This is a genomic window from Roseomonas sp. SRI_022 (assembly GCF_057586215.1).
On record NZ_JBYCZL010000004.1, the window covers coordinates 72,684 to 95,233 of the forward strand.

At 68.9% G+C, this 22,550-nt stretch carries 27 protein-coding genes; 17 read left to right on the plus strand and 10 right to left on the minus strand.

Translation table 11 applies throughout. The annotated features are described in order from the left end of the window. The first annotated feature begins 43 nt into the window (after positions 1 to 43). From AC2YHJ_RS05050 to AC2YHJ_RS05105, 12 genes are all read left to right on the plus strand, one after another. Entirely contained in the window at positions 44 to 1,021 is a 978-nt protein-coding gene (locus AC2YHJ_RS05050; RefSeq protein ID WP_487394389.1) for a Bug family tripartite tricarboxylate transporter substrate binding protein, read from the plus strand. A 114-nt stretch (positions 1,022 to 1,135) separates the two neighbouring features. Beyond that, positions 1,136 to 1,777, plus strand: a complete 642-nt coding sequence (locus AC2YHJ_RS05055; protein ID WP_487394391.1) for a YjbE family putative metal transport protein — start codon at positions 1,136 to 1,138, stop codon at positions 1,775 to 1,777. A 78-nt stretch (positions 1,778 to 1,855) separates the two neighbouring features. Beyond that, a complete protein-coding gene (gene dctP, locus AC2YHJ_RS05060; protein WP_487394393.1) occupies positions 1,856 to 2,830 on the plus strand; it encodes a TRAP transporter substrate-binding protein DctP in 975 nt (324 codons plus the stop codon). A gap of 65 nt (positions 2,831 to 2,895) precedes the next feature. After that, positions 2,896 to 3,492 (plus strand): TRAP transporter small permease, encoded by a 597-nt coding sequence (locus tag AC2YHJ_RS05065; RefSeq protein ID WP_487394395.1) that lies wholly within the window; start codon positions 2,896 to 2,898, stop codon positions 3,490 to 3,492. A 148-nt stretch (positions 3,493 to 3,640) separates the two neighbouring features. Then, positions 3,641 to 4,918: a TRAP transporter large permease gene (locus tag AC2YHJ_RS05070; protein WP_487394396.1), complete on the plus strand. Its 1,278-nt coding sequence runs from the start codon at positions 3,641 to 3,643 to the stop codon at positions 4,916 to 4,918. Next, positions 4,915 to 5,562: a DNA-3-methyladenine glycosylase family protein gene (locus AC2YHJ_RS05075; protein WP_487394397.1), complete on the plus strand. Its 648-nt coding sequence runs from the start codon at positions 4,915 to 4,917 to the stop codon at positions 5,560 to 5,562. Before AC2YHJ_RS05070 ends, AC2YHJ_RS05075 begins: the two co-directional genes overlap by 4 nt. A gap of 122 nt (positions 5,563 to 5,684) precedes the next feature. Further along, positions 5,685 to 6,818: an acyl-CoA dehydrogenase family protein gene (locus AC2YHJ_RS05080; RefSeq protein ID WP_487394399.1), complete on the plus strand. Its 1,134-nt coding sequence runs from the start codon at positions 5,685 to 5,687 to the stop codon at positions 6,816 to 6,818. Between the two features lie 96 nt (positions 6,819 to 6,914). Then, positions 6,915 to 7,547, plus strand: coding sequence for a TetR/AcrR family transcriptional regulator (locus tag AC2YHJ_RS05085; protein WP_487394401.1), 633 nt, complete (start codon positions 6,915 to 6,917; stop codon positions 7,545 to 7,547). Next, positions 7,544 to 8,017 carry a VOC family protein gene (locus AC2YHJ_RS05090; RefSeq protein ID WP_487394402.1) on the plus strand — a complete coding sequence of 158 codons (474 nt, stop codon included), beginning with the start codon at positions 7,544 to 7,546 and terminating at the stop codon, positions 8,015 to 8,017. Before AC2YHJ_RS05085 ends, AC2YHJ_RS05090 begins: the two co-directional genes overlap by 4 nt. A gap of 19 nt (positions 8,018 to 8,036) precedes the next feature. Then, positions 8,037 to 8,387, plus strand: a complete 351-nt coding sequence (locus AC2YHJ_RS05095; protein ID WP_487394404.1) for a DUF1428 domain-containing protein — start codon at positions 8,037 to 8,039, stop codon at positions 8,385 to 8,387. A gap of 14 nt (positions 8,388 to 8,401) precedes the next feature. Next, positions 8,402 to 8,824, plus strand: a complete 423-nt coding sequence (locus AC2YHJ_RS05100; RefSeq protein ID WP_487394405.1) for a VOC family protein — start codon at positions 8,402 to 8,404, stop codon at positions 8,822 to 8,824. Between the two features lies 1 nt (position 8,825). Next, positions 8,826 to 9,284, plus strand: coding sequence for an SRPBCC family protein (locus AC2YHJ_RS05105; protein WP_487394406.1), 459 nt, complete (start codon positions 8,826 to 8,828; stop codon positions 9,282 to 9,284). A 7-nt stretch (positions 9,285 to 9,291) separates the two neighbouring features. Here AC2YHJ_RS05105 and AC2YHJ_RS05110 read toward each other — a convergent pair whose 3' ends face one another. After that, complete coding sequence (locus tag AC2YHJ_RS05110; protein ID WP_487394407.1) at positions 9,292 to 9,660, minus strand: ArsC family reductase; 369 nt, start codon at positions 9,658 to 9,660, stop codon at positions 9,292 to 9,294. Positions 9,661 to 9,742: 82 nt separating this feature from the next. On the opposite strand from AC2YHJ_RS05110, the gene AC2YHJ_RS05115 reads away from it, so the two are divergent. Then, positions 9,743 to 10,324: a dihydrofolate reductase family protein gene (locus AC2YHJ_RS05115; protein ID WP_487394408.1), complete on the plus strand. Its 582-nt coding sequence runs from the start codon at positions 9,743 to 9,745 to the stop codon at positions 10,322 to 10,324. Positions 10,325 to 10,329: 5 nt separating this feature from the next. Next, positions 10,330 to 10,989, plus strand: a complete 660-nt coding sequence (locus AC2YHJ_RS05120) for a glutathione S-transferase family protein (protein ID WP_487394409.1) — start codon at positions 10,330 to 10,332, stop codon at positions 10,987 to 10,989. A gap of 8 nt (positions 10,990 to 10,997) precedes the next feature. Here AC2YHJ_RS05120 and AC2YHJ_RS05125 read toward each other — a convergent pair whose 3' ends face one another. The 4 genes from AC2YHJ_RS05125 to AC2YHJ_RS05140 all read right to left on the minus strand — a co-directional run bounded on the left by AC2YHJ_RS05125 (position 10,998) and on the right by AC2YHJ_RS05140 (position 14,862). Beyond that, complete coding sequence (locus AC2YHJ_RS05125) at positions 10,998 to 11,651, minus strand: 2'-5' RNA ligase family protein (RefSeq protein ID WP_487394410.1); 654 nt, start codon at positions 11,649 to 11,651, stop codon at positions 10,998 to 11,000. 95 nt (positions 11,652 to 11,746) lie between these two features. Then, positions 11,747 to 12,220, minus strand: coding sequence for a Cys-tRNA(Pro) deacylase (gene ybaK, locus AC2YHJ_RS05130; protein ID WP_487394411.1), 474 nt, complete (start codon positions 12,218 to 12,220; stop codon positions 11,747 to 11,749). A gap of 1 nt (position 12,221) precedes the next feature. After that, a complete protein-coding gene (locus AC2YHJ_RS05135; RefSeq protein WP_487394413.1) occupies positions 12,222 to 13,475 on the minus strand; it encodes a M20/M25/M40 family metallo-hydrolase in 1,254 nt (417 codons plus the stop codon). After that, positions 13,468 to 14,862 carry an amidase gene (locus AC2YHJ_RS05140; RefSeq protein ID WP_487394415.1) on the minus strand — a complete coding sequence of 465 codons (1,395 nt, stop codon included), beginning with the start codon at positions 14,860 to 14,862 and terminating at the stop codon, positions 13,468 to 13,470. The genes AC2YHJ_RS05135 and AC2YHJ_RS05140 overlap by 8 nt, the downstream gene beginning before the upstream one ends. A gap of 179 nt (positions 14,863 to 15,041) precedes the next feature. On the opposite strand from AC2YHJ_RS05140, the gene AC2YHJ_RS05145 reads away from it, so the two are divergent. From AC2YHJ_RS05145 to AC2YHJ_RS05155, 3 genes are read left to right on the plus strand one after another with little or no spacing between them, the layout of a single operon-like run. Then, positions 15,042 to 15,386 (plus strand): ArsR/SmtB family transcription factor, encoded by a 345-nt coding sequence (locus AC2YHJ_RS05145; RefSeq protein WP_487394416.1) that lies wholly within the window; start codon positions 15,042 to 15,044, stop codon positions 15,384 to 15,386. After that, entirely contained in the window at positions 15,383 to 15,859 is a 477-nt protein-coding gene (locus AC2YHJ_RS05150; RefSeq protein ID WP_487394417.1) for an SRPBCC family protein, read from the plus strand. The genes AC2YHJ_RS05145 and AC2YHJ_RS05150 overlap by 4 nt, the downstream gene beginning before the upstream one ends. Further along, the gene (locus AC2YHJ_RS05155) at positions 15,856 to 16,500 is read left to right on the plus strand and encodes a glutathione S-transferase family protein (protein ID WP_487394419.1); all 645 of its coding nucleotides are present in this window, start codon (positions 15,856 to 15,858) and stop codon (positions 16,498 to 16,500) included. Before AC2YHJ_RS05150 ends, AC2YHJ_RS05155 begins: the two co-directional genes overlap by 4 nt. Before the next feature lie 60 nt (positions 16,501 to 16,560). Here the strand turns inward: AC2YHJ_RS05155 and guaA are convergent, their stop codons facing one another. The 5 genes from guaA to guaB all read right to left on the minus strand — a co-directional run bounded on the left by guaA (position 16,561) and on the right by guaB (position 22,529). Then, positions 16,561 to 18,141 carry a glutamine-hydrolyzing GMP synthase gene (guaA, locus tag AC2YHJ_RS05160; RefSeq protein WP_487394420.1) on the minus strand — a complete coding sequence of 527 codons (1,581 nt, stop codon included), beginning with the start codon at positions 18,139 to 18,141 and terminating at the stop codon, positions 16,561 to 16,563. 81 nt (positions 18,142 to 18,222) lie between these two features. Then, complete coding sequence (locus AC2YHJ_RS05165; RefSeq protein ID WP_487394422.1) at positions 18,223 to 18,786, minus strand: N-acetyltransferase family protein; 564 nt, start codon at positions 18,784 to 18,786, stop codon at positions 18,223 to 18,225. Then, the gene (locus AC2YHJ_RS05170) at positions 18,783 to 20,120 is read right to left on the minus strand and encodes an RsmB/NOP family class I SAM-dependent RNA methyltransferase (RefSeq protein WP_487394423.1); all 1,338 of its coding nucleotides are present in this window, start codon (positions 20,118 to 20,120) and stop codon (positions 18,783 to 18,785) included. The genes AC2YHJ_RS05165 and AC2YHJ_RS05170 overlap by 4 nt, the downstream gene beginning before the upstream one ends. Beyond that, positions 20,117 to 20,794, minus strand: a complete 678-nt coding sequence (locus AC2YHJ_RS05175) for a haloacid dehalogenase type II (protein ID WP_487394424.1) — start codon at positions 20,792 to 20,794, stop codon at positions 20,117 to 20,119. The genes AC2YHJ_RS05170 and AC2YHJ_RS05175 overlap by 4 nt, the downstream gene beginning before the upstream one ends. 229 nt (positions 20,795 to 21,023) lie before the next feature. Beyond that, positions 21,024 to 22,529: an IMP dehydrogenase gene (gene guaB, locus AC2YHJ_RS05180; RefSeq protein ID WP_487394425.1), complete on the minus strand. Its 1,506-nt coding sequence runs from the start codon at positions 22,527 to 22,529 to the stop codon at positions 21,024 to 21,026. Positions 22,530 to 22,550 lie beyond the last annotated feature (21 nt).

Below are 22,550 nucleotides of genomic sequence, written 5' to 3' on the forward strand. Positions count from 1 at the left end.
CGCAGGCTGGCCCGAGAAGCAAGAACAGCACCGGAGAAACGCCATGCCCCGCATCACCCGCCGCGCGGCGCTCGCCACAGGGGCCGGCCTGCTCGCTGCCCCCGCGCTGCGCGCCCAGCCCGCCTTCCCGAACAAGCCGCTGCGGATCATCGTGCCCTACCCGCCCGGTGGGGTGACCGACATCATGGGGCGTCTCGCGGCCGAGGCGATGGGCCGGCATCTCGGCCAGCCCGTCGTGGTGGAGAACCGCGCCGGCGCCGGCGGCAACATCGGCGCCAAGGTCGCCGCACAGGCGGAACCGGACGGCTACACGCTGTTCCTCGGCACCATGGCGACGCAGGGCGTCAATCCGGTCCTGTATCCCGATCCGTCCTTCGATCCGCGCCGCGACCTCGCCGGGGTGGGCATGATGGCGGACATGCCGAACGTGCTGGTCTGCAACCCGCGCCGCTGGAATCCCGCCAATGCGCAGGAGGCGATCGCGCGCATGAAGGCCGAACCCGGCAAGATCCTGTTCGGATCGGTCGGCAACGGCTCCTCGTCGCACCTGTCGCAGGTGATGCTGACGCGCATGGCTGGGCTCGAAGTGGTGCATGTGCCCTATCGCGGATCCTCGCCGGCCGTGGCGGCGATGATCGCGGGCGATCTCGACCTGCTGTTCGATTCCTCCGCCACATCCGGGCCGCATATCAAGGCTGGCACGCTGAAGGGCCTGGCCATCACGATGAACCGACGGATCGAATCGCTGGCGGACATTCCGACGCTGGAGGAATCCGGGGTGCGCGGCTACCACCTCGGCGTCTGGACCGGGGTGCTGACGCAGGCGCGCGTCCCACGACCGATCCTGGACCGGCTGCAAGACGCTTTCGCGAAGTCGATGGACGCTGCGATGCTGGAACGTCTGCGCGCCAACTTCACTGAACCCCTCATCATTCCGCCCGACCAGTTGCAGTCATGGCTGAACGAGGATGCGGAACGTTGGGTGCGCATCGCGCGGGATGCTGCGATCCGTCCGGATTAACCTGTCCCGGATATGGACGCCGCATTGCAGTGTTGAAACTTGCCGTGCGGCGCGCGGTGGCTAGCGTGCGCGCCAATTCAGCCTGCCCATTCGGGGCGGCGCCGGGAGTGACGCATGGACGGCCTGATCGCGGCGGCGCCGCGCTTTTTCGAGATCCTTTGGTTGAACATCGTGTTGTCTGGCGACAACGCGGTCGTGATCGGCATGGCGGCGGCCGGGCTGCCGCTGGCGATGCGCAACAAGGCCGTGATGTTCGGCATCATCGCCGCGGCGGTGCTGCGCATCATCTTCTCGATCTTCGCGACCTATCTGCTCGGCCTGTGGTGGATCGCCTTCCTGGGCGGCGCCGCGCTGATCTACATCGCCTGGACCTTCCTCAAGGAACTTCTCCAGCACGGCGAGGAGGAATCCGGCGAGGAAGCCGAGGCGAAGGAGAAGACGCTCGGCCAGGCGCTGTGGCAGATCATCGTCGCCGACGTGTCGATGAGCCTGGACAACGTGCTGGCGGTGGCGGCGGTCGCACGCAACGACATTGTCATGCTGGTTGTCGGCCTGACGATCTCGATCGTGCTGATGGGCCTGCTGGGCGGCTTCCTGGCGCGGTTGCTCGATCGTTTCAAGTTCATCGCCTATGTCGGCGTGGCGCTGATCGCCTGGATCGGCCTGGAGCTGATGTGGGAAGGGTCGATCAACGCCAATGCGGCGTTGCATCTCGGCCTGCCGCTGCCGGCCCCGCATGCCGAGGTGGCGCATTGATCTCCCGCCCGGCCTTCGCGTAGGAGGCTGGGTAGGCGGGCGGCACATGACGCCGCCCGCAAGGGAGAGATCCAGGATATGACCCTGACCCGCCGCGCGGCCTTCGCCGCGCTTGCCGCCGCCGCCATGACCGCCGGCCCGGCGCTGGCGCAGACCACCATCACCATCCAGCACCCGCTGCCGACCCAGAGCCACTACGGCGCGGGCGCCGCCGCCCTCAAGGAATCCTTCGAGCGCGCCACCGGCGGACGTTACCGCGTCGTCATCCAGCGCAACGACAATGAGCGCGAGATCGTCGAGAGCGTGCAGATCGGCACGGTCGAATGCTACATCGGCTCGACCGGCCCGGTCGGCAATTTCGTCCCCGCCGTGCGCGTGGTGGACGTCCCCTTCCTGTTCCGCGACTACCCGCATGCGCGCGGCGTGCTGGATTCCGAGATCGGGCAGTCGATCCTCCAGCAGTTCAACGCGCGCGGGTTGGTCGGCGTGATCTGGATGGAGAACGGCTTCCGCCACCTGACCAATTCGCGGCGTGAGGTGAATGCCCCGGGCGATGTGCGCGGCCTCAAGGTCCGCACCATGGAGAACCAGGTGCATATGCGCGCCTTCACGACGCTCGGCGCGCTGCCGACGCCGATGGCCTTCTCCGAGCTGGTGCCGGCGCTGCAGCAGGGCACGGTGGACGGCCAGGAGAACCCGATCCCGGTGATCGTGGCGAACAACCTGAACCAGGTGCAGCGCTACCTGACGCTGACGGGGCACGTCTACTCGCCGGGGCTGCTGATCTGCAATCCGGCGATGATGCAGCGCCTGTCGCCCGCCGACCGCACCGCTTTCATGGAGGCAGCGCGCGCCGGCCAGCAGGCCAACCGCGACCGCGTCAGCGCGGATGAGGCTTCGGGCGTCGAGGAACTGCGCCGCCGCGGCATGCAGGTGGTCACGCAGGTCGATACCGCTGCCTTCCAGACCGCGCTCGCGTCCGCCTTCGCGCAGTATGAGCGCGAACTGGATGCCGCCACGCTGCGCCGCATCCGCGACTGGCGGCCAAACTGAGCGGCTGATCCCGCCGACCAGGGCGCGGCCTGGCGCCGCGCCCCGCATGCTGCCTGGGGGTTCTGATGAATGCGATGAATGTGCTGCCGCTGCAGATGACGGTGGCGGTGACGCTCGCCACAGTCGCCTTGGCGCTGTGGGTCGCCTCGGGCGACGGGGCGCGCGCGGCCATCCGCGGCGCGATCCTGCAGGCCGATCGGGTGAGCACGGCCATCGCCGCGCTGCTCGCGAGCCTGGCGCTGACCGTCGCCGTGCTGGCCGGGCTGTGGCAGGTGATCGCGCGCTTCGCGACGGAAACCCCCTCCATATGGTCGGAGGCGTTGGTGCGCACGGCGCTAATCTGGATGGCCTTTCTTGGTGTCGCGGTGGCGCTGCGCGCGGGTGCGCTGGTGTCGATCGACGTCGCGCACCGCTATTCCAGCGGCACGTTGCGGCGCGCGCTGGAAGCCGCCGCGCTCGCCGCCGCGCTGTCGATGCTCGGCATCATGTTCTGGTTCGGCTGGATCATGGCCGAGCGGGTGCAGTTCCAGGAGATGGCGGGGCTCGAGGTCTCGATGTCCTGGGGCTATGCGGCCATTCCCGTCGGAGCGGTCTTCGCGATGATCGGTGCCGTCGCACATTTCCTGGACCGCCGCTCCGAAGAACTGGATCTGGCCGTATGACACAACAAGTCCTTCGGCGCGGCCCCGCCGCGCCGCGAGCGCAAAGCGCGACCGCGCCCAACCCGCCCGTCGCCGCCAAGGCAACAGTGCAGGGCGCGAAGGCAAGCCGCGCGGATGCGCGGCGCCCGCCGTTTGAGGGCAAAAATCAATGAGCCCCGCCATGCTCACGGCGATGCTGGTGCTGTTCGCCGCCAGCATCCCGGTCGCCCTCGCCATCGGCATCGCCGCGGTCATCGGCATCGCCGGCTTCACCTCCTTCCCGCTCATCGTCGCCGCACAGCAATTATTCGTCGCGCTGGACAAGTTCCCGCTCGCCGCCATTCCCTTCTTCATCCTGGCGGGCAACCTGATGGATGTCGGCGGCATCTCCCGCCGGCTGGTGGAATTCGCGCGTTCCATCGTGGGCGGCGTGCAGGGCGGCCTGCCGGCGACCTGCGTCGTCACCTGCATGATCTTCGCGGCGATCAGCGGATCCTCGGTCGCGACCACCTTCGCGATCGGCGCCATCATGATCCCGGCCCTGGTGCGCGCCGGCTATCCGGTCGCCTTCGCGGCGGCGCTGCAGGCGACGGCGGCGGAACTCGGCGTCATCATCCCGCCCTCGATCCCGATGATCCTGTATGGCGTCACCACCCAGACCTCGATCCCGGAACTGTTCATCGCGGGCTTCGGCCCGGGCATCCTGATCGGCGGGGCGCTGATCGTGACCGTGCTGGTGTGGTGCCGCATCAAGGGCTGGGGAAAGGAGGACGGCATCGGCCGCCTGCCCGTCCTTGCCGCCACGCGGCAGGCGGCCTTCGCGCTGGTGATGCCGGTCATTGTGCTGGGCGGCATCTATGGCGGCATCACCACGCCGACCGAGGCATCGGTGGTCGCGGTGATCTACGCGCTGATCATCGGCATGTTCCTGCACCGGGAAATCGGGCCGCGCGACCTGTTCCCGATCTTCCGCAAATCGGTGATCAGCAGCGCGGTCATCATGTTCATCATCGCCTGCGCGGCGCTGTTCTCCTGGCTGCTGAACCGGCAGGGCGTGCCGGACGTGGCCGCCGAATGGCTCACAACATCCTTCGACACACCGGCAGCCTACCTGCTGGTGGTGAATCTGTTCCTTTTCGTCGTCGGCATGTTCGTGGAGACCTCGGCCTCCATCATCGTGCTGGCGCCGATCCTGGCCGATGCGGCGCAGAAGCTCGGCATTGACGGGGTGCATTTCGGCACGGTCATGGTGGTGAACCTCGCGCTCGGCATGATCACGCCGCCCTTCGGCGTGAACCTGTTCGCCGCCGCGCAGGTGGCCGGCTGCGGCGTGGACCGGATGATGAAGCCGCTCGCGGTCTTCATCGCCGTGGTCTTCGCCTGCCTGATGGTGATCACCTACATCCCCGCCATCACCCTGACCCTGCCGCAGATGGTGTTCCGGTGAGCATCGGCACGCCCGAGGCGCTGAAGCACCTGCGGCGCGACCCCATGCTGAAGACGGTGATCCGCCAGGTCGGCCCCTGCACGCTGACCGTCGCGAAGCGCCAGCCCTATGAGGCGCTGGTGCGCGCCATCGCCCACCAGCAAGTGCATGGCCGCGCGGCGGAAGCGATCCTCGGCCGCTTCCTCGGCTGCTGCGCCTGCACGGGGTTTCCCTCGCCGGAGGCGGTGCTGGCCCTGACGCCGGAGGCGATGCGCGCCTGCGGCCTGTCGGGCAACAAGGTGCTCGCCATCCGCCACATTGCGGAGAAGGCGGCAGCCGGCGTTGTGCCGACCCGCGCCGCCGCCCGAAAGCTGAGCGATGACGAACTGGTCGAGCGCCTGGTGCCGCTGCGCGGCGTCGGGCGCTGGACGGTCGAGATGCTGTTGATCTTCACCCTCGGCCGGCCGGACATCCTGCCGGTGGATGATTTCGGCGTACGCGAGGGCTATCGCGTCGCCGCGGGCCTCGATGAACAGCCCAAGCCGCGTGCCTTGGCCGAGATCGGCGAGGCCTGGGGGCCGTATCGCACCACCGCCGCCTGGTATTTCTGGCGCGCGGCGGACCTGTCGAAGGAAGGTCGCTTCAAGGCGCCAAAGGCGATCTGATCGCTTCGATCGTCAAGCACCGTCGCGCGGGCAGGCTCTGTGCACGTTGCGCAGCAGCGAGCATGGGTGTTCGAGTGCTCCCGCCCGACGCAACCTGTCGGTCCGCATGAGTGGGTTGAGCCATGATCCGTGATGTAGCCGCACAATCGGCCCGCCTCGCCGCCGCGCGCACCCTGGTCGAGGACATCCTGATCCCCGCCGAGGCCGCGATGGATGCCGAGGATCGCATGCCTGAACCCGCGCGCGCGGCGCTGCGCGCACATGGGCTGTTCGGCATCTCCATCCCCGAGGCGCATGGCGGGCTCGGCCTGACGATGGAGGAAGAGGCCGGGCTGATGCTCGTGCTCGGCCGCACCGCGCCGGCCTATCGGGCGGTCTATGCGCTCAACAGCGGCGGCGCGGCGCAGATCCTGCTCCGCGCCGGGACCGATGCGCAGAGGGATCGCTGGCTGCCGGGCCTCGCGCGCGGCGACCTCATCGCCTGCTTCTGCCTGTCGGAAGCCGAGGCCGGATCCGACGCCGCCTCATTGACCACCACCGCGCGACGCGAAGGCGGCACCTGGCGCATCAGCGGCCGCAAGCGTTGGGTCACCAATGCGCCCGAGGCCGGCATGCTGATGGTCATGGCGCGCACAGGAGGCGAAGGCGCGCGCGGGATCTCCGCCTTCGCCATCGACCCGGCGACGCCCGGCATCGAGGTGCTGCCCGCCCAGGCCAAGATGGGCATGCGCGGCGCGCAGGTGGCCGATGTCGTATTCCACGACGTCGTCGTGCCGGCCGATGCACTGGTCGGCGCGGAAGGCGAAGGGCTGAAGCTCGCACTCGCTGGGCTCGACAAGGTGCGGCTGCATCTCGCGGCCTTGTCGGCGGGGCTGATGGAACGGCTGATCGATGAAGGCCGCCGCCACGCGCTGAAGCGCCGCCAATTCGGCAAGCCGCTCGCCGAGCAGCCGGCCGTCGCCGCCCTTCTCGCCGACAGCATGGCGGAGGCACTGGCCGCGCGCTGCATGGCGCTGGAGCTCGCCCGCGCACGGGACGACGGCACGCTGCGCTCGGCCGATGCCGCCGCGGCGAAGCTGTTCGCCACCGAGGCGCTGGGCCGGGTCGCCGACCGCATGCTGCAGGTCCATGGCGGCGAGGGCTACATGGCCGGCAGCGCGGTCGAGCGGCTGTACCGCGACGTGCGGCTGCTGCGCATCCTCGACGGGACGTCGGAAATCCAACGCATGGTGGTGGCGCGCGGGCTGCTGCGCTGACGGTTCGCGCCTGAATGGCGCGTCCGCCGCACAATCCAGCGAGCGGGCAGATTCGTGGCTTGCGGAGCATACCAACTGGTCGGTATGTTTCGTGGCATGGAAACGAAGCCGCCTCGCCGCGCCGATGCCAGGGACCGCTTGCTGGAAGCGGCGCTGACCATCCTGCGTACGCGCGGCTACGCCGCCACCACGGTTGACGAGATCTGCGCCGCCGCCGGCGTGACCAAGGGCGCCTTCTTCCACCACTTCCGCAGCAAGGAGGATCTCGGCGTCGCGGCCGCCGCACATTTCAGCGCCTGGCTCGAAGCGCTGTTCACGCGGTCCGGCTGGCGTGACCACGCCGACCCGCTCGCGCGCGTGCTGGCCTACATCGATTTCCGGATCGCGATCTTCCGCGGGGCGATCCCACACTTCACCTGCCTGCTCGGCATGATGGTGCAGGAGACCTACGCCACCAATCCGGCGATCCGCGCGGCCTGCGAGGCGGGCATCCACATCCATGGCGCGCCGCTTCAGGCGGAGATCGAGGCGGCCATGCAGGCAAGCGGGCTCACGGACTTCACCGCCGAAGCGCTCACCATCCACATCCTGGCGGTGATCCAGGGCGCCTTCGTCCTCGCCAAGGCGGATGGCGGACCGGATCGCGCCGTCGAGAGCCTGCGGCACCTGCGCCGCTACGTCGAAATGCTGTTCGCCACCTCACAAGCCCGGGAAGGAAACGACGCATGACGCAGATCGCCACCAGTCTCTGGTTCACCAGCCAGGCCGAGGAAGCCGCGCGCTTCTACTGCGCCACCATTCCAGGTGCTGTGCTCGGCGAGATCGTCCGCATTCCCGCCGGCGGCCCGGGGCCTGGCGGCGGCGTGCTGCTGGTGGAATTCAACCTGAACGGCACGAAGATGCTGGCGATGAACGGCAGCCCCGGCGAGGCCTTCACCAATGCGGTCTCGCTCTCCGCATTGTGCGCCGACCAGGCCGAGCTCGACCTTATATGGGATGCGCTTGTCGAGGGCGGCCAGGCGCAGGCCTGCGGTTGGTTGAAGGACCGCTACGGCGTCGCCTGGCAATTGGTGCCGGAAGCACTGCCCCGGCTGATGAAGGCCGGCAACGAAGCACAGCGCGGGCGCGTTATCGCCGCGCTGATGCAGATGGTGAAGATCGACGCCGCCGGGCTCGAAGCGGCGTTCAACGCATCCTGACCGGGAAGGACACAATCCAATGTATGTCGATGGCTTCTTGCTCGCCGTGTCGAACGCGAAGAAGGAGGAGTATCGCCAGCACGCGGAGAAATCCGCCGTGCTGCTGAAGGAGCACGGCATGACCTCCATGGTCGAATGCTGGGGCGACGATGTGCCCGAAGGCACCCTCACCTCCTTCCGCATGGCCGTGAAGCAGGAGGCGGACGAGACCGTCGTCTTCTCCTGGATGACCTGGCCATCGAAGGAAGCGCGCGACGAAGGCTGGAAGAAAGTCATGGCCGACCCGCGCATGAAGATGGATGCCGGCAACATGCCCTTCGACGGCAAGCGCATGATCTATGGCGGCTTCAAGGTCCTGGTGAACGTCTGAGAAGGAGGCGCAGCATGCCCATCACTCCCTATCTGTTCTACGAAGGCCGCGCCGAGGAGGCGATCACCTTCTACGGCAAGGCACTCGGCGCCGAGGCTGTCATGCTGATGCGCAACAGCGACAGCCCCGAAGCACCGCCGCCCGGCATGCTGCCGCCGGGTTCCGAGAAGAAGATCATGCATGCCGAGCTGCGCATCGGCGGCGCCTCGCTGATGGTGTCGGACGGGCATTGCGCGGGGGCGGCGAAGTTCGCCGGCTTCGGCGTCTCCCTGCCGGCGCGCGACGCGGCGGAGGCCAACCGCTTCTTCGCCGGGCTGTTGGATGGCGGGGAGGTGCGCATGCCGATCTCCTCCACCTTCTTCAGCCCCGCCTTCGGCATGGTGCAGGACCGCTTCGGCGTGCTGTGGATGGTCGGCGTGTTCGAGGAGAAGGCGTGAGATGGACCAGACGCTCGACCTGGTGATCGAACGCGAGATCGATGTCGCACCGGCCAACCTCTGGGCCTGCTGGACCCAGCCGAAGCTAATGGAACAGTGGTTCTGCCCGGTGCCATGGAAGATGACCGACATCGACCTCGACCTGCGGCCGGGTGGGCATTTCCGCGGCGTCATCCGCGGGCCGAACGGGGAGGAGATGCCCAATGCCGGCTGCTACCTCGAGGTGGTGCCGGACCGGCGGCTGGTCTGGACCGACGCGCTGACGGGCGGCTATCGCCCCTCGGGCGGCGGCTTCATGACGGGGATCATCACCTTCGACCCGATCCTTGGCGGGACGCGGTATCGCGGCCTTGTCCTGCATGCCGATGCGGAGGCCCGCGCCAAGCATGAGGCGATGGGCTTCCACGACGGTTGGGGCAAGGCGGCGGACCAGTTGGCCGCGCTTGCCCGCACCCTGTAGCCGCCGGTCAGTCGCGTGGCACCTGCCCAAGCGCGGCGGCATAGTCCGCCGCGTCGAAGCCGACGATCAGCCGGTCGCCGAGTGCCAGCACGGGTCGCTTGATCATCGAGGGCTGCGCTTCCATCAGCGCCAGCGCGCCGGTTTCGGTCAGGCCCTCCTTCTGGGCGTCGGGCAGCTTGCGGAAGGTGGTGCCGGAGCGGTTCAGCAGCTTCTCCCACCCCACCTTCCCGGCCCAGGCCTTCAGCGTCGCACCGTCGATGCCCTTCATCTTGTAGTCGTGGAAGTCGTGCGCAATGCCGTGGCTCTCAAGCCAGGCGCGCGCCTTCTTCATTGTGTCGCAGTTCTTGATGCCATGGATGGTGATCGGCGCTGGCACGGTGGGGGCCTCCGGTGATTCGCCGCCCGAGCCTACGCCAATATCGCGCGCCATCGCGCCCACAACGGAGGAGAACGCACGCATGGCCGAACTGGTCTTCACCGTCTTCACCAGCCTGGACGGCTATATCGAAAAGCCCGGCGGCGTCTTCGCGCCCCCGCCCTGGTCGGAGGAAGTCGGGCGCGAATGGTCCAACCGCGCGCTCTCCCGCGCGAAGCACCTGCTCTATGGACGGGTGAACTTCCAATTCAATAAGGGCTTCTGGAGCCCGGCGGACACAGACCCGAATTCCGTCGCCGCTTCGATCCCCTATGCCGGGACGATGAACGCGCTGCCCAAGACGGTGCTCTCGCGCACGCTGACGGGCGATCCGGGCTGGAACGGCCGCATTGCCGGCCCCGACCTCGCGGCCGAGGTGGCACGGCTGAAGCGCGAGGTGACCGGCGGCGACATCTTCGCCTTCAGCGGGGCGGGGCTGGCGCAGGCGCTGTTCTCCGCGGACCTCGTGGACGAGTTCTGGCTGATGCTGACGCCGCAATTCTTCGGCGACGGCAAACGGCTGTTCCGCGAAGGCCGACCGGAAGCCGCCATGATGCTGGTGGAATGCCAGCGCCTCGACGTCGGTTCGGTGATCCTGCGCTACCGCCGCGCCAAGGGAGGCTGACAGCGATGGCCCTCACGCTCTACGCCCACCCCTTTGCCGCCTTCTGTCAGAAGGCGCTGGTCGCGCTGTACGAGAACGCGACGCCCTTCGCCTACCGCCACATCGATCTTGGCAAGGCGCAGGATCGCGAGGCGTTGATCGCGCTTTGGCCCTTCCGCAAATTCCCGGTGCTGGTGGATGGCGATGCGACGGTCGTGGAATCCAGCATCGTCATCGAACATCTCGACCGCCATCACCCCGGCCCGGTGCGCTTCATTCCTGCCGATGCGGATGCGGCGGCGGAAGTGCGGCTGCTCGACCGCGTCTTCGACAACTACGTGCTGGTGCCGATGCAGAAGGTGGCGACCGATCCGCTGCGCCCGGACGGTGGGCGCGATCCGGTCGGCGTCGAACACGCACGCGCGACGCTGCAGACCGCCTATGCCTGGCTGGAGCGGCACCTGGCCGGCCGGCGCTGGGCGGCGGGCGATGCGTTCACTTTGGCGGACTGCGCCGCCGCGCCGGGATTGCTCTACGCCGACTGGTCGGAGCCGATCCCCGAGACATGCCCAGGTTTGCGCGCCTATCGCGCGCGGCTGCTGGCGCGGCCGTCCTATGCGCGCGTGCTGGAGGAGGCGCGGCCATACCGGCACTTCTTTCCGCTCGGGGATCCGGGGCGGGATTGAGCCAAGCGTCATCCTCCCAGCGGGAAGACCTCGACCACCTGATACTCCTCGGCGCTCCAGACCAGCGCGAAGTCGCGCACGGTGAAGCGGATGGGCTCGATGGCGCGAGAGGGCAGTCGCTGCGCCCCGCGCGCCAATGTGACGTGTGGTGCGATCTCCATCGGTATCGTGCACCCTGGTCGCGCCATCGCCAGGCGGAGCTGCCGATGCAGTTCCGCGATGGCGGGACTTTCGGCCCTCAGCACCAGCGGGCTGTCGCCATCGCGGTGCAGCGGCGCGAAACTGACCGCTTCGCGACAACAAACTTCAAAGGGTGGCATGGTAACGCGCCGCGCGGCCATGATGGCCCCATACCGGGCCGCGGGGCGGACGCGCAGCGCGATCTCGACGAGAAGCAGAGAAAGATGGAGGCGCTCCCTCCCGGTTGGGCTCCACGGGCCAGCAAGGCCCGACAGGATGCTGCCCTGCACCCGCAGCATCCGCTCTGCCGTTTCGGCATCCGGCCGGATGCCGAAGTAGAGCGGCCAGGAATGCTTCTTCGTCAGTCCGGGAAGATCGAGGACGCCTTGCATGTGCGTGACCCTGCACTTGTACATCCCCCTGCGCCGCAGATTAGAACAAATCAAGAACTTCATGCAAGGCTCGTGAGGCTCGCGGACCATCGTCGATCAGGAGCTGAAGCGTCACGACGCGTCGCAACTAAGGCCTGTCGTACCGGCATGAGACCGACGCTGACGACGATCGCGGCGAGCGGCGCTTATGCCACCACCGGCGCCACCACCGCCTTCAGCAGCGCCACGGCATCGCGCGGGTTCAACCGCACCTGCAACCCGCGCTGTCCGCCATTCATGAACACCAGATCATGCGCGAGCGCCTGTTCCTCGATCGCAGTGCGCACCGGCCGCGCCTGGCCGAAGGGGCTGATGCCGCCGACCTTGTAGCCGGTGACGCGCTCGGCCTCGGCCGGCTTCATCATCTGCGCCGACTTGCCGCCGAACGCCGCGGCCAGGCGCTTCATCGACACCTCATGATCCGAGGGGACGATGACGCAGGCCGGCTTGCCATCGACCAGCGCCATCAGCGTCTTGAGCACGCGCGCGGGGGATTCGCCCAGCGCCTCGGCCGCCTGCAATCCGATGCTGTCCGCATCGGGATCGTAGTCGTAACTGTGGACGGTGAAGGTCGCACCCGCCTTCGCCAGCGCAGTGGTCGCGCGCGTCGCCTTCGACATCTCAGCCGGGCACCGAGAGATAGTCGATCGCGCACATCACCTGCAGCTTCAGCACCGCGATCGCTTCATCGATGGTGACGTGTTCGTTGTCCGTCCCCATGCTGAGCGGCGAGGGCCCGCAGATCACCGCGGGAATGCCACGCCAACGCCAGTAGCGCGTATCGGTGCCACCCAGGCTGCACACCGGTGGCGCGTCGAGGCCCAGCAGCGCGCGGGTGTTGGCCCGCAGGATTTCCGCCATCTCGCCGAAGGGATCGGTGCTGCTGGCGGGGTAGCTGTGATCCTCGTTGATCGTCAGCGTGCAGCCGAATTCGCCGGCCAGCGCGGGCAACTCGCCCCGCACGCGGTCGCGGTCGGGACCGACGGGGAAACGCATGTCCACATGGACGGTGCAGGCGGTCGGGATCTGCGTCGCCTTGCGCCCGCCTTCGATGATGCCGGCATTGACGGTGATCCGCAGCGCGTTGTCCGCCGCGCCCTGCCCCAGGATCGCGTCCGCCGCCGCGACGCTTTCGGGGGACCGCAGCACGGCAGCGAAGTCTTCCGGCATCTCGGCCAGCCTACGGTGGTATCGGTCGTAGAGGGCCTGCGTCGCGCCGACGACCTGCTGGATCGGGTTGTTCGCGCGATGCGGATACCCGCCATGCCCGCCGGGCCCGGCGGCGGAGAGCGAGAAGCGCAGCGTCCCCTTCTCCATGAAGCGAAGATTGCCAAGGCCGCTCGGTTCCCCGTTCAGGCAGCAATCGCCGGTGATCGCCTCGGCATGCTCGTCGAACAGGTATTTGGTGCCGTAGCGACCGCCGGATTGCTCGTCCGACACCACGGTCAGCGTCAGCGCGCCACACAGCCGGTCGCGATAGGGATGCAGCAGGCACCAGGTCAGGATGGAGGCGAGCGTGCCGGTCTTCATGTCGGAGGCGCCGCGCGCGACGATGCAGCCATCCTCGATCCCAGCGGCCCACAGCCGCTCGTCCGAGACGGGAAACACATCCATGTGGCCGTTGAGGACCAGATGCCGCCCGGGCCGCGCCGCATCCCAGCGGCCGATGATGTTGGGCATGTCCTCCCGCGCCGCGACGGTGCGATGCGGCAGGCCGAAGCGGTCGAGGATGCCGCGCACGAAATCCGCCGCCTCCCGCATGTCGCCCGGCGGGTTGACCGAGCGGATACGCAGGAAGTCGCGCAGCAGGGCGATGACGTCGTCGCGCCGTTCGTCGATGTGGCGGCAGAGTGCCGCCTTCAGCACGTCAGGCATCCATCACCTTCTGGTGGAAGCCCAGCGCTTCCTCGATCAGCCGCGCATGGCCGAGCAGATCCGCATCGCCATGCGGGCGCCCCACCAGTTGCAGCCCGACCGGCAGACCATCCTGCGTCACCCCGCACGGCACGGAGATCGCCGGGCAGCCCGTCAGCGTGATGGCGAAGGTCAGGAACATCCAGTCGATATAGGTCGTTAGCTTCTCGCCGGCGATCTCGGTCGGGAAGCGTTGCTCCACCGGGAAGGGCGGCACGGCGACGGTGGGGCAGACCAGCAGGTCGTGGTTGTCGAAGAAACGCGCGACGCGGTGGAATAGCGCGGCGCGGACGCGCATGGCCGTGATGATCTCATCCGCCGTCAGCGTCAGCCCCTTCTCGATGTTCCAGACGATGTCGGGGTTGATGCGATGGCGCTCCGCCGGCAGCAGGGCGCCACGGACATCGGCGAACAGCAGCGCGCGCAGCACCTGGAAGCAGTCGATGGCACCGGAGAAATCCGGGGCGGCAGCCTCCACCGCGGTGCCCATGGCGGTGAAGCGGGATGCCGCGGCCTCGCAGATCGACGCCACCGCCGGGTCGATCCGTCGCAGCCCGAGATCGGCGCTGAAGCCGATGCGGCGCGGAGGGCGGCCGCGTGCCATCGCTGCCTGGTAGCCGCCTTCCGGCACCGGGCGTGACAGCGGATCGTGCGGCGTCAGGCCCACCATCGCATCCAACATCAGCGCGAGGTCCGGCACGGTGCGCGCCATCGGCCCGTCCACCCACAGGCTGTCGAAGGCGGGCAGCCCATCGCCGCGCGGCACCACGCCGGCGCTCGGGCGCAACCCGACCACGCCGCAGAAGCTTGCGGGGATGCGCAGCGACCCGCCGAGGCAGGAGCCGTTGGCGAGCCATACCTCGTGCGCCGCCAGCGCGGCCGCCGCGCCGCCCGAGGAACCACCGGCCGTGAAGCCGAGGTTCCACGGGTTGCGCGTCACGCCCCAGACCGGGTTGAAGGTGTGGCTGCCGGCGAATTCCGGCACGTTCGACTTGGCGAGCGGAATGGCGCCGTTGCCGCGCAGCGTCGCGACGGTGCGGTCATCCTGCGCCGCGATGTGGTCGGCGTAGATCGGCGAGCCCAGCGTGGTCAGTTGCCCGCCGACGTCGTTGTAGTCCTTCACCGCGATGGGCAGGCCGGCGAGCCAGCCGGGATGGTCCTTCGCCTCAGCCCGGAAGCCCCGCGCCTCGTCGCGCGCGACGTCGAGGAAGCGGATCGGCAGGGCATTGACCCGCGGCTCGACGGCTTCGATGCGCGCGGCGGCGGCCTCGACCATGTCGAGCGGCGAAACCTCCCGCCGGCGCAGCCGTGCGACGGCCTCGGTCGCGGTGAGTGCCCACAATTCCATCCTGCGTTCCCCCCCCGGCCCGTCACCGTTCCCAAGCGCCACGATGGGCGTGCCCCGGGGACGGCGCAACCGGCGCCGCGGCGCGACTGGGCGCGCATGGCATCGGTTGCCCTTGACCCGCGGCATTGGGTTTATTATTTAGCCATTATGCTAATTAGCAAATGAGCTAAATACGCCAGATGACCGACCCTCTCAGCGTGACACTGGCCGCGTTGGCCGATCCCACCCGCCGGGCGATCCTCGCCCGGTTGAGCCAGGGCGAGGCAACGGTGAACGAGCTGGCCGAACCATTCGACATCTCGCTGCCCTCGATCTCACGGCATCTCAAGGTGCTGGAAGGCGCGGGGCTGATCACGCGGGGGCGCCATGCGCAGTGGCGACCGTGCCGGCTGGAACCCGGGCCGCTGCAGCATGTCGATGGCTGGCTGGAGAAGTATCGCCGCTTCTGGTCGGGCAGTTTCGACCGGATGGAAGCGCTTCTGACCGAGCTGACCGAGGCGCCAAAAGGTGGGAGGAAGCAATGAGCGCCCTTCGCGAGGACGAACTCCTGATCGAGCGCGCATTCGACGCGCCGGCCGCGCTGGTGTTCCGCCTCTGGGAAAGCCGCGATCACATGCTGAGGTGGTGGGGCCCCGAGACCTTCACCGCGATCGAACTCGATTGGGAACTGACCCCTGGCCGGCCGTGGCGAGGTGCCATGGCGTCGCGGCAATACGGCGTTTCGAGGTTCGGCGGCGTGATCCGCGAGGTGGAGAAGAACAGGCGCATCGTCTTCACCTTCCAGTGGCGCGAGGATTCCGGTCTCCATGACGAAACGCTCGTGACCGTCACCCTGGCCGAGACGGATGGAAGGACAGTCCAGACGTTTCACCAGGCGCCATTCCCGACCGCCGCGATCCGCGACAGCCATGTCGGCGGCTGGAATTCGCTCTTCAACAAGCAACAGATCTACGTCGAGAACATCGCCGTGGCCGAGCAGAACGGAGTGCGCACATGATCACGCTCACGACCTACGCCTGGGTTCCGGATTTCGCGGCGCCTCTCATGCGCGCGTTCCGCGTGCGCTGGGCGCTGGAGGAGGCCGGCCTGCCCTACGAGGTTCGCACCCTGACGCTCGGGCCCGAACAGCGGTCGCCCGAACATCTGGCGCGACAGCCCTTCGGCCAGGCGCCCGCGATCGAGGAGGACGGCCTCGTCCTGTTCGAAAGCGGCGCCATCGCTCTCTACATCGCGGAGAAGAGCGAGACGCTGATGCCGCGCGACCGCATCGGGCGGGAGCGCGCCACCGCTTGGGTGTTCGCGGCGCTCAACTCCGTGGAGACCTGGATCCAGCAGCTTGCGAGCATGGACTTCTTCCATGCGAAGGAAGCCTGGACAAAGGAGGCGCGCCCGATGGTCGAGAAGCTGGTGCGCGATCGCCTGGGACAGCTGGAGACTGCCCTCGGCGCGAAGGACTATCTCGAAGGACGCTTCACCGTCGGCGACCTGATGATGGTCGACGTCCTGCGCATCCTCGATCACACCGACCTGCTCGGCAGCTATCCCGGCCTCGATGCCTACAGGCGGCGCTGCGCGGCGCGGCCGGCCTTCCAGCGGGCGATGCAGGCGCAGATCGAGGGCTTCAGGACCGCGGCGTAGCAGCGGCGCAGCGGGCGTCCGGTCCGGCCAAAGCGGCGGCGATCGCCGCCGCCTGCCTCCTCACTCCCACTCGATCGTCCCGGGCGGCTTCGACGTAATGTCGTAGGTCACCCGGTTGATCCCCCGCACCTCGTTCACGATGCGGTTCGACACCCGCGACAGGAAGGCCATGTCGAAGGGATAGACATCCGCCGTCATGCCGTCCGTGCTGGTCACCGCGCGCAGCGCGCAGGCCTGGTCGTAGGTGCGGCCATCGCCCATCACGCCCACGGTGCGCACCGGCAGCAGCACCGCGAAGGCCTGCCAGATCGCGTCATACAGCCCGGCGGCGCGGATCTCCTCGAGGAAGACGGTATCCACCTTGCGCAGCAGGTCAGCCTTGTCCCGCGTCACCTCGCCGGGAATGCGGATGGCGAGGCCCGGCCCCGGGAAGGGATGGCGGCCGACGATCTCCTCGGGGATGGACAGCTCGCGGCCGAGTTCGCGCACCTCATCCTTGAACAACTCGCGCAGCGGCTCGACGAGGCGCATGCGCATCCCCTCGGGCAGCCCGCCGACATTATGGTGCGACTTGATGGTCACCGACGGCCCGCCGGTCGCCGACACGCTTTCGATCACGTCCGGATATAGCGTGCCCTGGGCGAGGAAATCCGCCCCACCGAGCTTGTTCTGCTCCTCCTCGAACACCTCGATGAACAGGCGTCCGATGGTCTTGCGCTTCACCTCCGGGTCGGTGACGCCGGACAGCTGGCCGAGGAACAGCTCCGACGCGTCGCGATGGATCAGGCGGATGTTGAAGCGGTCGCGGAAGGTCTTCACCACCTGCGCGCTTTCATTCGCGCGCATCAGCCCGTGATCGACATAGATGCAGGTCAGCTGGTCGCCGATCGCCTCATGGATCAGCACCGCGGCGACCGAGGAATCGACGCCGCCCGACAGCCCGCATACCACGCGCCCGGTGCCGACCTGCGCGCGGATCTTCGCGATGGTCTCGGCGCGATAGGCCCCCATGGTCCAGTCGCCGGCGCAGCCGCAGATGCCATGGGTGAAGTTCTTCAGCAGTGCCGCGCCATGCGGCGTGTGCACCACCTCCGGGTGGAACATCGTGCCGTAGAAGCGGCGCTCGTCATCGGCGATGACGGAGAAGGGCGCGCCCTCGCTGGACGCGACCGACCGGAAGCCCGGCGGCAGCGCGGTGATGCGGTCGCCATGGGACATCCACACCTGCTCGCGCGCACCCGGCGCCCAAACGCCCTGGGTGATGGCGCATTCGCCGGTCACGTCCACGAAGGCGCGGCCGAATTCGCGATGGTCGGACCCTTCCACCACGCCGCCCAGCTGCGCGGCCATGGTCTGCTGCCCGTAGCAGATGCCCATCACCGGCACGCCATAGGTGAAGACATGCGCCGGCGCCTTGGGGCTCTCGCCCTCGTTCACCGAAGCCGGGCCGCCGGACAGGATGATGCCGCGCGGCGCGAAGGCGCGGATGCGGTCCTCAGGGGCGTGGCTGAACGGCCAGATCTCGCAATAGACCCCGCTCTCGCGCAGGCGGCGCGCGATCAGCTGCGTCACCTGGCTGCCGAAGTCGAGGATCAGCACATGGTCGTGCCGGGCGGGGGCGGAAGCGGTGGGGTCGGCCATGGCGGCGTGAAGCACAGGCGGGCGCTTCGGGCAAGACGAGTCGCGCAGGAGGCCCCGTACCGCCAGGAGGCAGCGAGTGCCCTACCGCTCCTGCACCGGCGCCGTCGCGGCCAGCAAGGCCTCGATCGGATCCCAGACGAAGGCGGCCTGTTCCACCGTCTGGCCGCCGACGCGGATGTCCTCGTGCGCCACCTCGCGCCCGCCGAGGTGGCGGTAGAACCAGCGCGTCGGATTGTCGGCCAGCACCCACAACATGGCCGACCGGCAGCCCACGGCGCGCAGATGCGCCCCCATGGCGCGCATCAGTCGCCGCCCGGCCCCGCGTTCCCGCCAATCCTCCAGGAGGTAGAGCGTCTCCACCTCCCCTTCCGCGATGCCCGGCCGCCGCGCCCGCCCGCCGGAGGCGAAGCCCACCACCGTCGCCCCGTCCGGCGCCTCCAGCCCGCCGGCCACCGCGACGAAGACCGCATGGCCTTCGCGCCGATCCAGCACCGCGCGCTGGTAGAATCCCGCCAGGCGTTGCGCCGACAGCCCGGCCAGATAGGCATCGGGCAGGATGCCGGCATAGGTCGAACGCCACACCGCCGCGTGGATTTCCCCGATCGCCTGCGCGTCGGAGGGCCGGGCGCGGCGGATGCTGATCACGCGCCGCGCTCCAGCACCGCGCAGAAGAAGCCGTCGGTCCCCTGCCCGCCCGGCGACAGGCTCAGCCAGGGGCCGGCGCAGGGCGGGTCCACGCCCGGACGCAGCGACGCCCAGAGCCGCTCCAGCGGAACCGGAACAAAGCCAGGGGCACGCGCCAGGAAGCGGTCCATCTGCTCCTCGTTCTCCTGCGGCAGGAGGGAACAGGTAGCGTAGACCAGCCGCCCGCCCGGGCGCACCAGTTCCGAGGCCTTGTCGAGAATCTGGTGCTGCACCGCAACAAGCTCGGCGAGGTCCTCCGGCCGCGTGCGCAGCCGCGCATCGGGATTGCGCCGCCAGGTGCCGGTGCCGGTGCATGGCGCATCGACCAGCACGCGGTCGAAGGACCCGGCACGCCGCTTCGCCCAGCGATCCCCAGGTGCGAGCAAATGCCGCTCCGCATTGTCCACCCCGGCGCGCTTCAGCCGCCGCGCCGCGCCTTCCAGCCGCGCGGCGGAGGTGTCGCAGGCAGTAATCCGGCCGCGATTGCCCATGGTCGCCGCCATGGCGAGCGTCTTGCCCGCCGCCCCCGCGCAGTAATCCGCCACGCGCATCCCGGGCCGCGCATCGGCCAGCAGGGCGATCAACTGGCTGCCCTCGTCCTGCACCTCGACCAGCCCGTCGCGAAAGGCCCGGGTGCCGGTGACCGGGCGGCGCGAGGGCAGCCGCAGGCCCCAGGGGGAGAAGGGTGTCGGCACCACTGCCAGCCCCTCCCCGGCCAGCAGCGTGGCTGCGGCGTCGCGGTCCGTCCGCAGCAGGTTGGCGCGCAGGTCGAGCGGCGCTTCCGCCTCCAGCGCCGCGGCTTCCCGCTCGAGTGCGGGGCCGAAGCGCGCGGCGAAGGCCGGCAGCACCCAATCCGGCAGGTTCAGCCGCGGCCCCTCGGGCATGGCCGGGTCGATCAGCGGCCTGCCGTCCAGCGCGGCTGCCACGCGCCGTTCGGCGGCATCGAGCGCCGCCGGCCCGTAATGCGAATCATCGAAGGCGGCCTCCGCAGCCTGTCGGCCCCGGCCGTGGTCGCCGCCGCGGCCGAGCAGCATCTGCGCCAGCAACAGCAGCCGCGGCGTCGGCGTCACGCCGAGCCGCCCGAGATGCCATTCCAGGCGCAGCTTCTGCCGCACCACGCCCCAGGCGCGTTCCGACACTTCCCGCCGGTCGCCGCCGCCGATGAAGCGGCGAGCGCGGAAGAAGTCGCTCGCCACCGCATCGGCGGGGCGGCGGCGCGCCTCGGGCGCGAAGCACTGTTCCTCGAGCACCGCGATCAGGTCGATCGCGGCGGCAGTCCGTGCGGATGGTGTCACGGCAGCAGGTCGGCCAGGCCGGAAAGGTCCCGCAACACCGGCACGCCGGCTTCCGCCAGGCCGTATTCGTCCGGTGCCCCGGCGCGATTCACCCGCACCACCTGCATGCCGCCCGCATGCGCCGCCTGCGCATCCCAGGCATTGCCGGACACGAAGACCAATCGGTCCGCCGAACAGCCGAACTGCCGCGTCGCCAGCCGGTACACCCGGGGGTCGGGCTTGAAGATCCCAACAGATTCCACGCTCAATACCTCATCCACCAGCGGCGCGAGTCCCGCCGCCTCAATCGCATCGGCCAACATGCCGGGCGTTCCGTTCGACAATATGGCGACCGCAACCCCCTTCGCGCGGATCGCCGCCAACACCTCCGCCACCTCGGGATAGGGCGGCAGGGTGTGGTAGGCCGCCATCAGCGCCGTCTCCAGCGCTGCATCGGCGATGCCGTTGCTGGCGAAGACGAAGTGCAGCGCATCGCGGGTGCAGAGCCAGAAATTCTCGTAATGCGCGGCCCCGGTCAGGCTGCGGACCCAGGTGTATTCCAACTGCTTCGCACGCCATTCGGCCGACAGCGCCTCCCACCGCGGGCCGAGCCGGGCGGCCTCCCGCGCCATCGCCGCATTCACGTCGAGAAGGGTCCCATAGGCGTCGAAGACGATCGCTTCGGGCGCAGGCATGGCACAGGCTCCTGACGCCGGGCGCCGACCCTGCGCCACTGCGCCGGGGTGCCGCTCCCACGCCCTGTCGATACGGGCATCTTCGCCCATCCGGGCCATGCGTCGCCCGGACGGGATCTGCCCCGGCCGCGAGCATGGCCGAGACGGCCGCGCCGCGCCAAGTATCGCCTGCTGGAATCGCTGCTGTTCGCTTCACCCGATCAGGCGGTCCGCCTGCTCGGGATCTGCCTTATCCCTCAGCGCGGTAGTTCGGCGCCTCGCGCGTGATCGCGACGTCGTGAACGTGGCTCTCCCGCAGGCCGGCGCCGGTGATGCGGCGGAACCGCGCATTGGTTTGCAGGTCCGGCACCGTCGCGCAGCCGGTGTAGCCCATCGCCGCACGCAGGCCGCCGACCATCTGGTGCACCACCGTGCCCACCGGGCCCTTGTAGCCCACGCGCCCCTCGATGCCTTCGGGCACCAGCTTGAGCGTGTCCTGCACCTCGGCCTGGAAGTAGCGATCGGCCGACCCGCGCGCCATCGCGCCCAGGCTGCCCATGCCGCGATACGATTTGTAGGAACGGCCCTGGTAGAGGAACACCTCGCCCGGCGCCTCATCCGTGCCGGCGAAGACGCTGCCCATCATGGCGCAGTCAGCCCCGGCGGCGATCGCCTTGGCGAGGTCGCCGGAGGTGCGGATGCCGCCATCGGCGATGACCGGCACGCCCTTCTCCCGCGCCGCCGCGGCACTTTCCATCACCGCGGTCAGCTGCGGCACGCCGACGCCGGCGACGATGCGCGTCGTGCAGATCGAACCCGGCCCGATGCCGACCTTCACCGCATCGGCACCTGCCTCGATCAGCGCGAGCGCGCCTTCGGGTGTTGCGATGTTGCCGGCGACCACCTGCACGGAATTGGACAGGCGCTTGATGCGCTCCACCGCTTCCATCACGCCGCCAGAATGGCCATGGGCGGTGTCCACCACCACGACATCGACCTCGGCGGCGATCAGCAGCTCGGCCCGGCGGAAGCCGTCCTCACCGACGCCGGTCGCCGCACCGACGCGCAGCCGACCCATCGCATCCTTCGACGCGTTGGGGTTGGCCTGCGCCTTGTCCATGTCCTTCACCGTGACGAGGCCGACGCAGCGATAGGCGTCATCAACCGCCAGCAGCTTCTCGATGCGGTGCTTGTGCAGCAGGGCGCGCGCCTCGTCCGGGCGCACATCCGGGCTGGTGGTGACCAGGTTCTCCCGCGTCATCAGTTCATAGACGCGCAGGTTCGGATCGGTGGCGAAGCGGACATCGCGGTTGGTGACGATGCCCACGAGACGGCCCGAGCCGCGTTCCACCACGGGAATGCCGCTGATGCGGTAGCGGTCCTGCAGGGCGCGCACCTCGGCCAGCGTCTGGTCGGGATGCACGGTCAGCGGGTTCACCACCATGCCCGATTCGAACTTCTTCACCTGGCGGACCTGCGCGGCCTGTTCCTCGGGCGTCAGGTTCTTGTGGATGACGCCGATGCCACCGGCCTGGGCCATGGCGATCGCCATGTTGCCCTCGGTGACCGTGTCCATCGCCGCGGAGACCAGCGGGATGTTCAGCGTGATCTCCCGCGTCATGCGCGTGCGCGTGTCGGTCTGGGAGGGCAGCACGGTGGAATAGGAGGGCACCAGCAACACGTCGTCGAAGGCGTAAGCCTCCTCGATCATGCGAGGGCCGCGGCGGGGGGCGTCATGCGTGCTGTCGGGAGCCATGGGGGACCTTTCAACGATCCG

What these genes read in the sequence shown, in the direction of transcription:
- AC2YHJ_RS05095 (WP_487394404.1), top strand. Translation starts at nt 8,037, where the DNA reads ATGTATGTCGATGGCTTCTTGCTCGCCGTGTCGAACGCGAAGAAGGAG.
- AC2YHJ_RS05105 (WP_487394406.1), top strand. Translation starts at nt 8,826, where the DNA reads ATGGACCAGACGCTCGACCTGGTGATCGAACGCGAGATCGATGTCGCA.
- AC2YHJ_RS05145 (WP_487394416.1), top strand. Translation starts at nt 15,042, where the DNA reads ATGACCGACCCTCTCAGCGTGACACTGGCCGCGTTGGCCGATCCCACC.
- AC2YHJ_RS05100 (WP_487394405.1), top strand. Translation starts at nt 8,402, where the DNA reads ATGCCCATCACTCCCTATCTGTTCTACGAAGGCCGCGCCGAGGAGGCG.
- guaB (WP_487394425.1), bottom strand. Translation starts at nt 22,529, where the DNA reads ATGGCTCCCGACAGCACGCATGACGCCCCCCGCCGCGGCCCTCGCATG.
- AC2YHJ_RS05135 (WP_487394413.1), bottom strand. Translation starts at nt 13,475, where the DNA reads ATGCCTGACGTGCTGAAGGCGGCACTCTGCCGCCACATCGACGAACGG.
- AC2YHJ_RS05120 (WP_487394409.1), top strand. Translation starts at nt 10,330, where the DNA reads ATGGCCCTCACGCTCTACGCCCACCCCTTTGCCGCCTTCTGTCAGAAG.
- AC2YHJ_RS05140 (WP_487394415.1), bottom strand. Translation starts at nt 14,862, where the DNA reads ATGGAATTGTGGGCACTCACCGCGACCGAGGCCGTCGCACGGCTGCGC.
- AC2YHJ_RS05055 (WP_487394391.1), top strand. Translation starts at nt 1,136, where the DNA reads ATGGACGGCCTGATCGCGGCGGCGCCGCGCTTTTTCGAGATCCTTTGG.
- AC2YHJ_RS05115 (WP_487394408.1), top strand. Translation starts at nt 9,743, where the DNA reads ATGGCCGAACTGGTCTTCACCGTCTTCACCAGCCTGGACGGCTATATC.
- ybaK (WP_487394411.1), bottom strand. Translation starts at nt 12,220, where the DNA reads ATGTCGAAGGCGACGCGCGCGACCACTGCGCTGGCGAAGGCGGGTGCG.
- AC2YHJ_RS05150 (WP_487394417.1), top strand. Translation starts at nt 15,383, where the DNA reads ATGAGCGCCCTTCGCGAGGACGAACTCCTGATCGAGCGCGCATTCGAC.
- dctP (WP_487394393.1), top strand. Translation starts at nt 1,856, where the DNA reads ATGACCCTGACCCGCCGCGCGGCCTTCGCCGCGCTTGCCGCCGCCGCC.
- guaA (WP_487394420.1), bottom strand. Translation starts at nt 18,141, where the DNA reads ATGGCCGACCCCACCGCTTCCGCCCCCGCCCGGCACGACCATGTGCTG.
- AC2YHJ_RS05065 (WP_487394395.1), top strand. Translation starts at nt 2,896, where the DNA reads ATGAATGCGATGAATGTGCTGCCGCTGCAGATGACGGTGGCGGTGACG.
- AC2YHJ_RS05155 (WP_487394419.1), top strand. Translation starts at nt 15,856, where the DNA reads ATGATCACGCTCACGACCTACGCCTGGGTTCCGGATTTCGCGGCGCCT.
- AC2YHJ_RS05050 (WP_487394389.1), top strand. Translation starts at nt 44, where the DNA reads ATGCCCCGCATCACCCGCCGCGCGGCGCTCGCCACAGGGGCCGGCCTG.
- AC2YHJ_RS05125 (WP_487394410.1), bottom strand. Translation starts at nt 11,651, where the DNA reads ATGGTCCGCGAGCCTCACGAGCCTTGCATGAAGTTCTTGATTTGTTCT.
- AC2YHJ_RS05085 (WP_487394401.1), top strand. Translation starts at nt 6,915, where the DNA reads ATGGAAACGAAGCCGCCTCGCCGCGCCGATGCCAGGGACCGCTTGCTG.
- AC2YHJ_RS05070 (WP_487394396.1), top strand. Translation starts at nt 3,641, where the DNA reads ATGAGCCCCGCCATGCTCACGGCGATGCTGGTGCTGTTCGCCGCCAGC.
- AC2YHJ_RS05175 (WP_487394424.1), bottom strand. Translation starts at nt 20,794, where the DNA reads ATGCCTGCGCCCGAAGCGATCGTCTTCGACGCCTATGGGACCCTTCTC.
- AC2YHJ_RS05090 (WP_487394402.1), top strand. Translation starts at nt 7,544, where the DNA reads ATGACGCAGATCGCCACCAGTCTCTGGTTCACCAGCCAGGCCGAGGAA.
- AC2YHJ_RS05080 (WP_487394399.1), top strand. Translation starts at nt 5,685, where the DNA reads ATGATCCGTGATGTAGCCGCACAATCGGCCCGCCTCGCCGCCGCGCGC.